Below are 12,346 nucleotides of genomic sequence, written 5' to 3'. Positions count from 1 at the left end.
GTGAGTATTCTCGGCAAGGAACTCTATGAGAGGATGAGCACCCTTGCCAAACATTTTGAGAGTCTCGGTTCCCATCTCGAAAAGGCCATCGGCTCATACAACAGGGCTGTGGGTTCGATGGAATCCCGGATCCTCCCTTCCATCAGGAAGTTCAAGGAACTCGGGGTTGCGGGCGCTGAAGAGATAGCGACTCTTGAACAGATAGACCAGACGCCGAGAAGACTTGATTTCCTGGCGGCCGATTCGGAGTGACCGTGGACAGGTATTTTGGCTCGAGCGGTCTTCTCTCTTCGGTATTCCCGGACTATGAACCCAGGCCTGAGCAACTCCTGATGTCAGAGGCGATTGACGGCGCACTCGATGAAGGAGAAGACCTCATCGTCGAGGCCGGGACGGGTGTCGGAAAAAGTCTTGCCTATCTGATCCCCCTTATCGGCCATGTCTTGTCTGAAGAAGGCCGGAGGGCCGTTGTCTCGACGTATACAAAGACGCTCCAGCGGCAGCTCATCGAAAAGGAACTTCCCTTTCTCAGGGAACACGTTTTTGGAGGCCTGCGTTTTGCCCTCTGTCTCGGCAGTGAAAATTATCTCTGCCTCAGGAGACTGGAGCAGGCGAACACCCACGGGTTGTTCGAAGGTGACGGGGCGAAGATGATCAGCAGGCTCAGGGTCTGGGCAAAGAAGACCGCAGGGGGCATCAGGTCGGAGATAGATGTGCCTCAGTGGCTCTGGCAGAAGGTATGCCGCGAGAGCGATCTCTGTTATGGAAAGGACTGCAGGAAATTCGACGTCTGCCTTTACCAGAAGGCGAAGATGAAGGAGCGGTCGGCCCATATCCTGGTCACGAATCACCATCTCTTCTTTGCGCACGTGGCGTCGGGATGGAATGTCATCCCTCAGTTCACCTCAGCCGTTTTTGACGAGGCACATGAGCTTGAGGACGTGGCAGCCGATTATCTCGGTGTAGAATTTTCCAATTACCGTCTGAGACATCTCCTCGATTCTCTTCTGAACCCTCATGGAAAGGGTCTGCTTTCGCGCCTCTCCTGGTTGCAGCCCTCAGCCTGGAACGAGTTCTGCGCTCTCCTCAATCTGGTCAGAATGCAGGGAGATCAATTTTTCTGCCTCCTGTCGGAGAGGGTCGGAGATTCTTCGACCCTCAGGGTTCGAGATAGGCATTTTATTCGAAATGATCTTTCAGAGACACTGGCAGGTCTTGCGGATGAGCTGAAGATGCTGAAGGAAGCAGCCGTGGGAGAAGAGGAGGAGAGGGAGATAACCGCCCTGGCCTCGAGAAGCGACGCCCTCTCCCTTTCGCTGCAGGCGATCCTGGATCAGGAGATGGAAGATCATGTATACTGGGCGGAGAGGGACGGCAAGAGACTCCGCGTGGTTGCGACTCCCCTTGACATTGCATCGATCATGAAAAACCAGGTTTTTGGTGTCATCTCGCCGGCGATCCTGACATCCGCAACGCTAACGACACAGGGAAGCTTCGACTATATAAAGGAACGCCTGGGATTGCCCGATGCCCGCACCCTCTTGCTCCGTTCGCCTTTTGACTATCATAGCCAGGCGGTGCTCTGTATACCTGACGGCATCGGTGAACCGGGATCGGACTCCTTTGAGGAGGATCTTGTGAGGGGAATAAGGGAGGTCCTTGGTGTCACGAAGGGCAGGACACTGGTACTCTTTACGAGCTACCATCTCATGATGAAGGTATACGACGAAGTCGACGTGCCGGGGATCGAGATTATCAAACAGGGGGACATGGATAACTACCGTTTGATGCAAGCCTTTCGGAAGAACAGACATACGGTTCTCTTCGGCACGTACACCTTCTGGCAGGGGATAGACGTGCCCGGTGATGATCTCCAATGTGTGGTCATAACAAAGCTGCCCTTCGCGGTCCCTGACGAGCCGGTGACCGAGGCGAGGATGGAGGCCCTTGAAAGGGAAGGCAAGAACCCCTTTACCCATTACCAGGTGCCCCAAGCCGTGATACTCCTCAAGCAGGGCTTCGGAAGACTGATCAGGACAAAGATGGACAGGGGCGCTGTCGTGGTCATGGACTCAAGGGTCAGGACGAGAAGCTATGGCCCGCAGTTTATTAAATCCCTTCCGGAATGTAAAATAGCTGCATCTTTCGATGACATAGCGTGTATACTGAAGAGTGAGGATCGGGGAAAAGAGCGTTTGGATCCTGTTTCGGCAATACCATAAAACCGTTAAGGAGGGAAACATGGCAGAAAAGATGAGTCACGAAGAGTTTGTAAGAAAGGCCATCGTCAGTCTGAGGAAGGAGGGGTATAAGGGGATTCATACGGTCTTTTCCGGATTCAACGAAGCCTTCAAGAAGTATTTCGAGGGAGAAAACCCTGTCGAGGCAACAAACAGGTTGGCGCAGGAGGGAAAGATCGTCCTCAGGCCCGTTAAGGGCGGCGTGATGCTCTACCTGCCTGAGGAAGCGCCGGCTACGAAGGGATCAGGAGATGAGGCCCTGAAAAAGATGGGGATTGAATGACTTGCCTCCGTATGGTACGCTGATTTTCACCGTCCATGGGCATTGACAAGAAGATCGGCATATTCGGCGGGACCTTCAATCCTGTTCATTACGGACACCTCAGGGCCGCTGAAGAGGTGAGAGAAAAACTCGGTTTCGAAAAGATACTCTTCATCCCTTCCTCGAGTCCTCCGCTCAAGAGCAGCGATCTTGCACCTGCTGACCTGAGATACGAGATGACAGAGATATCGATAGAAGGGAACTCCTTTTTCGAGATCTCTGACGTCGAAGAGAGATGGCCGGGAAAGTCCTATACTGTAAACACCATCGAGACCCTCGGCAACCTTTATCCCGACAGAGCGTTCTACCTCATCGTCGGCATCGATTCCTTTCTTGACATCCCTTCATGGTATAAGCCTGAGAGACTCATGGCCCTCACCAATTTCGTTGTAATCTCGAGGCCCGGGTTCACCTTCTCAAGACTTGCCCCGACAGTACCGGCTGAGGAAGGCGTCTTTTCCTCCCTTGACGCCGGGGGGCTTGATCTTTTTCAGACAAGCCTGAAGAGCGGCAGAGAGGTTGTGATGCTGAGCGTCACACCCTTTCCCATATCATCAACGGCCATCAGAATCCTCCTGAGGCACGGAAGAAGCATAAAATACCTGTTGCCAGATGCCGTAGAATCTTTTATAATTTCACATAATCTCTATCGCGAAGGGAGTGACGACCTTTAGAAAGTATCGATAAGGCCATGCTTGCCGCAAAGGCGGCACTTGCGAAAAAGGCACAGGAGACCGTAATCCTTGAGCTCAAAGGGTTGACCATCATTGCAGATTACTTTGTTATCTGTTCCGGTGAAAGCACAACCCAGGTGAGGGCCATTACCGACCAAATCGAGGCCGAGTTCCGGAAAAAATCAATAAAGCCCCTGTCTGTTGAAGGGATACGTTCTGCCCGATGGGCCCTCATTGACTTTGGTGATGTTGTTGTTCATGTCTTCGAAGACGAAACGAGAAACTATTATGAGCTTGAAAAACTCTGGCTCGACGCGCCGCGGGTCTCAATAGAAGGTGAGGGCGGGAAATAACATGGAAAATACCGTCGTTCCAGGCTGGATGGGGAAGGCAGGGCCGCGGTCCTGATGGGGAAGATTGCCCTCCTTATCGTTGTCGTCTTCCTTGTTGCCCTCGGATATTTTGCCCTCCTGAACAAGGAGACGGTAAGCCTTACCATCACCCCGAAGACGATCTATGAGATGCCGAAGATCGCACTCATTCTCCTTTCGTCGGCATCAGGGATTGCGCTGACACTCATTATCTTCTTTATCAGGGATACAAAGCGGTTCATTGAAGGGAGACAGTACCAGCGGAAACAGAAGAGGGACCTGAAGGTTCAGGAACTCTATTCAAAGGCGCTGAACGCTATCCTTGCGGATAATGGAGAAGAGGCAAAAGCGGCCCTTGAAGGGATACTGCAGGAAGATCCCGGACACCTCGACACGATCCTGAGGCTCGGGGACATCGCAGTGGAGAGTGAAGATTACTCCAAGGCGATAACGTATTACAAAAGGGCGAAAGAGATCCAGCCGCAGAACCTTGAGGTGCTCTTTTCTCTCGTGAGGGTCATGGAGAAGACCAACCGCATCCCCGATGCCCGCTTGTATCTCGATGAGATCCTTGACGCCGATCCCGATAATCTCAGCGCCCTCTACATAAAGCGGTCTTTCATGGAGAAGAAGGATGAGTGGGATGAGATTATCGACCTTCAGAAGACGGTGATAAAGTCCGAACATCACGAAAGAGATCGCCAGAGAGAACAGAAGAATCTCCTCGGGTACAAGTATGAGCAGGGGCGGTACAGTCTCGAAAACGGGCAGTATGAAAAGGCCAAGAAGGCCTTCAGGACCCTCATCCGCCTCGACAAGAATTTTATCCCTGCATATCTCGGCCTTGCTGAGGTGATGGTCAGGGAGGGAGATACGGAAGAGGTGATAAGTTTTCTCGAAAAGGGATTTGAACAGACCTCTTCCATGATCATCCTGGCGAGGGTCGAAGACCTTCTCATCAACCTTGGCGAACCAGCGAGGCTTATCAGGTTATATAAGAACGCCCTTTCCCGGTCACCGCAGAACCAGACCCTCAGTTTTTTCCTCGGTAAGCTCTATTACCGGCTCGAGATGCTCGATGACGCCTTCGAGACCCTCTCCGGCCTCGACTCGGGCGGCTCCCCTTACCCTATACTGCACCAGCTCCTCGGAAACATCTATGTCAGGCGCCAGCAATGGGACAGGGCCGTAGATGAGTTCAGGAAGGTGATCGATATAAAGAAACCGTTCAAGATGCTTTACTGTTGCAATGCCTGTGGCGCTTCTTCGCAGGAGTGGACCGGACGATGTCCGAGTTGCAGATCGTGGAATTCATACAGCTTTAATCTCTATGGCTCCTGTGAGGCTCAAAAGAGAGACGCGTGACTGCTGATGAGGGACGAGTCAGAGAAGAAAATTGTGGACCTGTCACCTGTCACACATCGGTCTTCAATGCCGCTGAGGGTTGTCCTCGATACGAGCCTTTTCGTCAACCCTGATGTGAGAACGAGCCTCGGCAGCACACCGACGGAAGCCCTCGAAACGTTCCTCTTTATGGCGGCCCAGATCCATATCCTTGAGTTCTACATGCCTCCTTCCATCTTCGAAGAACTCCTCCACTTTGTCGAGAGAGAGAAGATCCCGGGGGACCTCCTTGTGATACTCCATCAAAAGCCTCCCAAAAAACACGAACTGAAGTGCCCAGCGATCCTCCTCTATGAGCTGATCGAGGATATGAGAGAACGGATCAACCGCGGCCTCAGGGTCGCCGAAAGTTCGGTCAGGGCTGCTGAAAAGAAGAAACCTGAGGAGATTATCCCGGATTTGAGGAGGAAGTATCGAGAGGCCCTGCGGGAAGGTATCATCGACAGCAAAGAGGATGTTGATCTCCTTCTCCTCGCCATGGAGCTCAATGCCCTTCTCGTTTCTGCTGATCAGGGTCTCATAAAGTGGGCCGAGAAACTCGGGATCCAGTGGCTTTTCCCCGAGAAGTTTAAAGCGTATCTGACGGGAGCCATAAAGAGAACAGCCTTTCTTTCAGGCACCTAGACCGGATGAGGGCATAAGCCTTAATACCATTGAGGGGGAGCTCAGAAGATATGAGAAGAAGAATTCAAATTTTCTCTTGACATTACCGTCCCTATCGTGGTATTAAATTTGTGGTTAAAGATTACTTTCGATGGGAAGGAGGTGACACGTAGATGAAGAAGATCATAGCTCTGTTACTTTCATTGTTGCTGATAGCAGCATTTGCCCTTGCTGTCGGCTGTCAGAAGGCTCCTGAGAAGCCTGCTGAGGCTCCGAAGCCTATGGAGGCCCCGAAGCCTGCTGAGGCACCGGCACCAGCTCCGGCACCGGCACCGGCACCAGCTCCGGCTCCAGCTCCTGGAAAGTAATTTCCGCTTCGTGATATCGGGGGCGGCCGTCCGCCCCTGATATTGCTTTTTTTTGGTCAGGAAGTTATTATTATAGAGATTGGTATTTTCTAAGAAAGAGTGGTTTGAACCACTCTTTTGTTTTCTATATGGACAGAAGGGTTGAGGAGAGGATCAGGGTTCTTGCCGGCCAGGTGGCCGGTGAACTGGGATTTCATGTTGTGGATGTGCGCTTGGTGGGACAGGGAAGGAGGATTTCCCTCAAGGTCTTCATTGATAAGGAAGGCGGCGTCACCCTCGACGACTGTGAGACCTTCAGCAGGAGCCTCGAAGGGCTTATGGACGTTGAAGACCCGATACGGGGTCCTTACTCACTGGAGGTTTCGTCTCCGGGGATTGACAGACCGCTGAAGACCCTGGAGGATTTCAGAAAGAATCTCGGGAAACTTTTGAGGGTCGTTACGAGAGGGATGATCGATAAGCAAAGTTTTTTTCTGGGGAGGCTTCAGGAGGTCCGCGAGGGTTCCGTAGTGCTTTCCCTGAGCGGGAAAAAGGACAGCACGAAGGAAATTGAAATACCCTTTGCCATGATAGCGAAAGCCCAGATCGAGATTGAGGTAGGATGAGATGACAAAAGAGCTCTGTTTCATTGTTGAACAGATCAGCAGAGAGAAAGGCATATCACGAGAGACGCTTCTGAAGACCCTCGAGTCGGCATTGCTTTCGGCTGCGCGGAAGAAATATGGCGGCAGGACAAATATCAATCTAAGGATCGATCCGAAAACGTGCAATATCGATGTCTTTGAGATAAAACGGATTGTAGAAGAGGTCGCTGACAAGAACGAGGAGATATCTGTCGAAGACGCAAAGGTGAGATTCCCCGATAAGGCTCTTGGTGACGAGGTCGAGTTTCCGATTCATCTCCAGGACTTTGGGCGTATAGCGGCTCAGACGGCGAAGCAGGTCATTTTGCAGCGCGTCCGGGAAGCGGAGCGGGATGTCATTTATGCTGAATTCAAGAATAAGGTCGGCCATGTTCTCAGCGGACTCGTCATGCGAAAAGAAAAGGGATTCTACTACCTGAATATCGGAAAGACCGAGGCGGTACTCCCGCAGAAAGACACCCTTGCAGGGGAAAACCTCAAGAGGGGAGATACCGTCAGGGTCTATATCGAGGATGTAAGGATCACGCCGAAGGGACCGATGATACAGCTCTCAAGGACGAATCCGAACTTCGTTGTCGAGCTCTTCAAGATGGAGGTGCCGGAGATTTCGGAGGGGCTTGTCGTCATTAAGAATGTTGTCCGTGAGCCCGGGGAAAGGACAAAGATAGCTGTCTACTCAACGGATTCGACGATTGACCCGGTGGGCGCCTGTGTCGGCATGAAAGGGACAAGGGTCCAGTCCATCGTGCGCGAGCTCCGCGGAGAAAGGATCGACATTATCCCCTGGACCGATGACGCAAGGATACTCCTTTCACGGGCGCTCAGCCCTGCCACCGTGGACAAGATCGGAATCAATGAGGAAGAAAAGACCGCGATGGTGATCGTCAATGACCAGCAGCTCTCTCTCGCCATCGGCAAGAGGGGACAGAATGTGAAACTCGCGATGAAGCTCACAGGATGGGACATCGATATTATCAGTGAGTCTGAATACTCAAAGATGCGTATGGATGAGATCGATAAGACCATGCAGGAGGCCGCAAAGAAGGAATCGCTGAAGCAGGGCCTTGAGCCCAAAAATCCGGAACATCACCAGGGGTGACCCTTACCCCTGCTGATGGATAGGGACCCTTCAGAAATCCCGATCCAGTATATAAAGGGCGTCGGCCCCCAGAGGGCGAGGTTGTTAGGTCGACTCAAGATCAGCACTGTCCGTGATGCCCTCTATTATCTCCCCTACCGCTACGAAGACAGGAGAAACATAAAGAAAATCCATGAGCTGACCTGCGGCGCCATGGAGACGGCAGTCGGCAGGATTATCTCGATGGACGTCGTCCGTCTCCCTAGGAGCAGATTCGCGATCTTTGAGCTCGTCATCTCTGACGGGACAGGGCTCCTGAAGGGGAAGTGGTTCAACCAGCCTTTCATGAAGAGGCTTTTCACCGTGGGACAGGAACTGATCCTGAGCGGGATCGTGAAACAGAATCCGTATCGGGGCCGCGGATTCGAAATCGATAAGCCAGAGTACGAGTTTCTCGACGACGACGCGGAAAACATGGTCCATACATCGAGGATCGTCCCGATATACAGGACCACTGCAGGTTTGAGCTTGAGGGTCTTGCGTTCGCTTCTGTACCATATTCTGAACACCTGTCTTGAGAAGATGGTCGATTCCCTTCCCGAGGAAATACGGTCGAGGAATTCCCTCCCCGGGTTAAGAGAGAGCATCCTGAACGGCCATTTCCCGCAGGCCGACACCGATATGGACGAGCTTAACAGAGGTGTTACGGCCTTCCACCGGAGGCTGTCCTTTGATGAGTTCTTTCATCTCGAGATCGGGATTGCCATCATAAAGCGCGGCGAGAGTAGACTGCCGGGAATCGCTTTTACCGCCGGCGGTCCGCTGACTGAGAAACTCATGAAGAGACTTCCCTTTGAACTCACTGCTGCACAGCAGAGGGTATTTCAGGAGATTCTCTATGATATGAAGCAGCCCTTTCCCATGAACAGGTTACTCCAGGGAGACGTGGGCTGCGGCAAGACGATCGTTGCCCTCCTGACGATGCTGAGGGCCGTCGAGTGCGGGTGTCAGGCGGCTCTCATGGCGCCGACCGAGATACTTGCTGAGCAACATTACATCAACATTCAACGCCTCCTGAAGGACCTGGGACTCAGAATCACGCTCCTCACGGGCGGGAAAAAAGAGAAGCCCGGGGAGCCGGGATCAGAGGAGAGGGACCTCGTCATCGGAACCCATGCCCTGATCCAGGAAGGGGTGCAGTTCAGGAAACTGGGTCTTATCGTTATTGATGAGCAGCACCGCTTTGGAGTGCTCCAGCGGGCTGCCCTGAGAAAAAAGGCCCATAATCCCCATGTCCTGGTCATGACTGCAACCCCTATACCGAGGACCCTTGCGATGACGATCTATGGAGACCTGGACTATTCGGTCATAGACGAGCTTCCTCCCAACCGGAATCCTGTCATAACGAGGCTTTTCACCAGCGGTCAGAAGCCCCTCATATATGAAGCGATCTCGTCAGAGGTGAAAAAGGGACGTCAGATCTACGTAGTCTACCCCATGATCGAGGAATCGGAAAACTCGGACCTCAAATCTGCCATAGCAGGCAAAACGGCGCTTGAGAAGATATTTCCCGATTTCAGGACGGCGATCATTCATGGTAAGATGAAGACTGCCGAAAGAGAAGCGGTGATGGCTGCTTTTCAGGGGCGAGGGATTAATATCCTTGTCAGCACGACAGTGATTGAAGTGGGGGTTGATGTCCCCAACGCGACGATGATGCTCGTTGTCCACGCAGAGCGCTTTGGCCTCTCTCAGCTTCATCAGCTGAGAGGGAGGGTCGGCAGAGGGGCCGGCCAGTCGTACTGTTTCTTGCTCGCCTATGAGCCCTATGGCGACGACGCAAGGAGGAGACTCGGCGTTATGACGAAGAGCAACGACGGATTCCGGATCGCCGAAGAAGACCTCGACATCAGGGGTCCGGGTGAGTTCTTCGGAACAAAGCAGTCGGGTGTCCCCGACCTGAAGAATGCAAACATTGCCCGCGATGTACAGCTTCTTGAGGCCGCACGGAAAGAGGCATTCACGCTCGTAGGCACTGATCCTGAGTTCAGGAACGAACCTCACTTAAAGAAGACCGTGGAGAAGTTCTGGGCAGGGAAGGTCGAGATCTTCAAAACAGGCTGATGAAAGGCTGGACGTGGTTATGAACGGGGACGGAGGGAGACGCTCCGGCAAAAGGTAAAAAGCGAAGGAGAGGGAGGAATGTGGCAAAGGGTTAAGGACAATCTTGATTCGGGGGTCGGAAAGATTAAATGGTTCTCATCCCTGCTGAACGACAGGATGAAGATAGAGATTTCTCTCGTGAGACTCCTTTACCAGTCGGCAGAGATGGAAAGAAAAAGGGCAGGTCTGATGAAGGTCATCGGAGAGAGGGTCTACGAATTGAAAAACGGGCCTGACAAACGGATACTCAGGGACGCGGCGATCCTCGAGGCGCTCAGGAATCTTGAAAGGATGGACGCTGATATTGAAGATGTGAAGAAGAGGGCAGCGGAGATCAGCAGGTTGGAAGTATGACGGTGATCTTTATCCTCACGTTCCTCTTAGGCGCCATCATCGGCTCTTTCCTGAATGTCTGTATTTACAGGATCCCGAGGGGCCTGTCCGTTGTCAGCCCTTCTTCACGGTGTCCGTCCTGCGGCACGACCATCAAGGTCTATGACAACATACCGATCATCAGTTTCTTCATCCTCGGAGGAAGGTGCCGGTATTGCTCAGGGAAGATCCCTCTGCGCTACCCCCTCGTAGAGACGCTCAACGCCCTCATGTATATCAGTGCGGTGTGGCGTTACGGACTTGGATGGCAGACCCCTTTTCTCTTCGCCTTCTGTTCGTCCATGATCGTCATAACCTTTATAGATATTGACTTTCAGATTATCCCGAATGTCATAACCCTGCCGGGGATTGTCGTCGGTCTCGTGGCGAGTTCCCTGGTCTTCCCGGACCCCTTTGCGGTCAACGCAACGCTCGGCTTCAAGGAGGGGATGATCGGTCTCTTGGCAGGAGGAGGGCTCTTCTACTTTATTGCCTTCGTCAGTCAGCTGATCCTCAGGCAGGAAGCCATGGGTATGGGAGACGTAAAGATGATGGCCATGGTCGGGGCCTTTATGGGCTGGAAGGCGATCCTTCTCACAACCTTTGCCGGGAGTCTCATCGGCTCCATCGTCGGCATACTTGTCATGGTCCTTACGGGCACGGGGAGAAAGGCAAAACTCCCCTTTGGCCCTTTTCTCGCGGCCGGGGCAATCCTGACGCTCTTTGTTGGCCAGGAGATCATGGTTTTTTATCTCCATCGATGAACGAAAGGGTCTTTTCTATTTCTGTCCTTCTCTTTCTCGGTATCTTCATCATGCTCCTCCTCTTTCGTTTGGTGACGAAGATCAGGAGGAACAGGGATGTTCTCGAAAAGAAGGAAGGGTCACAGGTCTCCTTTGTTGTCGACACGTTCCATGAGCTTGTCGTTAAGCTCAAGGAAAAGGAGAAGGAACTCGCGGCCCTCCATAAGAAGGCTGAGGAACGGGCAGATGTCTTTGAGACGTACAACGAATATATCCTTCAGTCCGTGCCGAGCGGCGTCATAAGCCTCGACAGCGCTCTCATTGTGACCAAGGTCAATTCCTCTGCCGAGAAGATCCTTTCGATCAGGGCAGAGGATGTAATTGGAAAGAGCTACGGGGAAGTCTTCAGAGACCCCCTCAGGAGTATCCTCGAGAGCAGAAAAGTCGTGGGAAGAGAAGACATCCAATACACCACACCCTCAGGCAAGGCGATCCATATCGGCTATACGGTAACACCGCTCCTGAATACCAAGAAAGAGACTATAGGGCAGATCCTCGTATTTACCGACCTCACGGAGCTGAAGGCCCTCGAAGCACAGGCCGAGTTAAGAGAGAGACTGTCGAGTCTCGGAGAGATGGCGGCAGGCATTGCCCACGAGCTCAGAAACCCGATGGGCGTGATCGCGGGCTATACAAAACTGCTCTCGAAAAAGATGGACCCTTCCATGGCGCACGTTGTAGATTCGGTATCGAAAGAGATTGCGGTTATGGACAGGATCATCACCGACTTTCTGTCCTTTGCCAGACCGACGGAATTGAACGTAACGGTCGTGGACGTGGCCTCCCTTTTGAAGACGTGTGTTGAAAACGTTACCTCCGGGCAGGAAGGCATCACCGTCAATTCCGGTATCAGCGGTATCCCTGCCATCTATGGCGATGAGATTCTCCTGAGGCAGGCATTCACAAATCTTATCCAGAATGCCGTCGAGTCAATGCCCCATGGAGGCGAACTGACTTTCGGATTCTCCTCTGACAGGATTTCTGTTGAGATCACGATTTCCGACACCGGTCACGGGGTGCCTGATACCATAAAGGATAAGATCTTTCTCCCCTTTTACACCACAAAAGACAGAGGGACCGGATTGGGCCTTGCCATCGTCCATAAGATCGTGGTTTCACATCGGGGTACCATTACCGTAGAGAGCAGTGAAAAGGGGACGACGTTCCGGGTTCGGCTGCCGATAAAGGGCACAAAGGACGAAGGTTAGGAAGAAGGCAGGACATTCTTCATCTTCGTCCTTCGCCCTCTGTCAATGCGCCCCGTGTATCAGAACCGGCAGGCAGCGTGAGCAGACAAGCTTGTT

At 52.6% G+C, this 12,346-nt stretch carries 14 protein-coding genes; all 14 read left to right on the top strand.

Annotation, left to right across the window (positions count from 1 at the left end):
• The coding region (rmuC, locus tag VFG09_12450) for a DNA recombination protein RmuC (GenBank protein ID HET6515965.1) at positions 1–252 on the top strand (252 nt) is incomplete at its 5' end.
• Between the two features lie 2 nt (positions 253–254).
• Positions 255–2,222: a helicase C-terminal domain-containing protein gene (locus VFG09_12445; protein ID HET6515964.1), complete on the top strand. Its 1,968-nt coding sequence runs from the start codon at positions 255–257 to the stop codon at positions 2,220–2,222.
• A 19-nt stretch (positions 2,223–2,241) separates the two neighbouring features.
• Complete coding sequence (locus tag VFG09_12440; GenBank protein HET6515963.1) at positions 2,242–2,523, top strand: hypothetical protein; 282 nt, start codon at positions 2,242–2,244, stop codon at positions 2,521–2,523.
• 35 nt (positions 2,524–2,558) lie between these two features.
• Entirely contained in the window at positions 2,559–3,236 is a 678-nt protein-coding gene (nadD, locus tag VFG09_12435) for a nicotinate-nucleotide adenylyltransferase (protein ID HET6515962.1), read from the top strand.
• A 17-nt stretch (positions 3,237–3,253) separates the two neighbouring features.
• Positions 3,254–3,589 (top strand): ribosome silencing factor, encoded by a 336-nt coding sequence (gene rsfS, locus VFG09_12430; protein HET6515961.1) that lies wholly within the window; start codon positions 3,254–3,256, stop codon positions 3,587–3,589.
• Positions 3,590–3,643: 54 nt separating this feature from the next.
• Complete coding sequence (locus tag VFG09_12425; protein HET6515960.1) at positions 3,644–4,972, top strand: tetratricopeptide repeat protein; 1,329 nt, start codon at positions 3,644–3,646, stop codon at positions 4,970–4,972.
• Positions 4,973–4,978: 6 nt separating this feature from the next.
• Entirely contained in the window at positions 4,979–5,635 is a 657-nt protein-coding gene (locus tag VFG09_12420) for an RNA ligase partner protein (protein ID HET6515959.1), read from the top strand.
• Positions 5,636–5,787: 152 nt separating this feature from the next.
• Positions 5,788–5,982 carry a hypothetical protein gene (locus tag VFG09_12415; GenBank protein ID HET6515958.1) on the top strand — a complete coding sequence of 65 codons (195 nt, stop codon included), beginning with the start codon at positions 5,788–5,790 and terminating at the stop codon, positions 5,980–5,982.
• 104 nt (positions 5,983–6,086) lie between these two features.
• The gene (gene rimP, locus VFG09_12410) at positions 6,087–6,587 is read left to right on the top strand and encodes a ribosome maturation factor RimP (protein HET6515957.1); all 501 of its coding nucleotides are present in this window, start codon (positions 6,087–6,089) and stop codon (positions 6,585–6,587) included.
• Between the two features lies 1 nt (position 6,588).
• Complete coding sequence (nusA, locus tag VFG09_12405) at positions 6,589–7,725, top strand: transcription termination factor NusA (GenBank protein ID HET6515956.1); 1,137 nt, start codon at positions 6,589–6,591, stop codon at positions 7,723–7,725.
• A gap of 15 nt (positions 7,726–7,740) precedes the next feature.
• The gene (gene recG, locus VFG09_12400) at positions 7,741–9,828 is read left to right on the top strand and encodes an ATP-dependent DNA helicase RecG (protein HET6515955.1); all 2,088 of its coding nucleotides are present in this window, start codon (positions 7,741–7,743) and stop codon (positions 9,826–9,828) included.
• 78 nt (positions 9,829–9,906) lie between these two features.
• Positions 9,907–10,221: a hypothetical protein gene (locus VFG09_12395; protein HET6515954.1), complete on the top strand. Its 315-nt coding sequence runs from the start codon at positions 9,907–9,909 to the stop codon at positions 10,219–10,221.
• Positions 10,218–11,003 carry a prepilin peptidase gene (locus tag VFG09_12390; GenBank protein HET6515953.1) on the top strand — a complete coding sequence of 262 codons (786 nt, stop codon included), beginning with the start codon at positions 10,218–10,220 and terminating at the stop codon, positions 11,001–11,003. Before VFG09_12395 ends, VFG09_12390 begins: the two co-directional genes overlap by 4 nt.
• Positions 11,000–12,250 carry an ATP-binding protein gene (locus tag VFG09_12385; GenBank protein HET6515952.1) on the top strand — a complete coding sequence of 417 codons (1,251 nt, stop codon included), beginning with the start codon at positions 11,000–11,002 and terminating at the stop codon, positions 12,248–12,250. The genes VFG09_12390 and VFG09_12385 overlap by 4 nt, the downstream gene beginning before the upstream one ends.
• Positions 12,251–12,346 lie beyond the last annotated feature (96 nt).

Source organism: Thermodesulfovibrionales bacterium, from assembly GCA_035686305.1.
Classification (GTDB): Bacteria; Nitrospirota; Thermodesulfovibrionia; order Thermodesulfovibrionales; family UBA9159; genus DASRZP01.
Note: the sequence above shows the minus strand (reverse complement) of the source record. Positions and strands in the feature narration are given on the sequence as shown.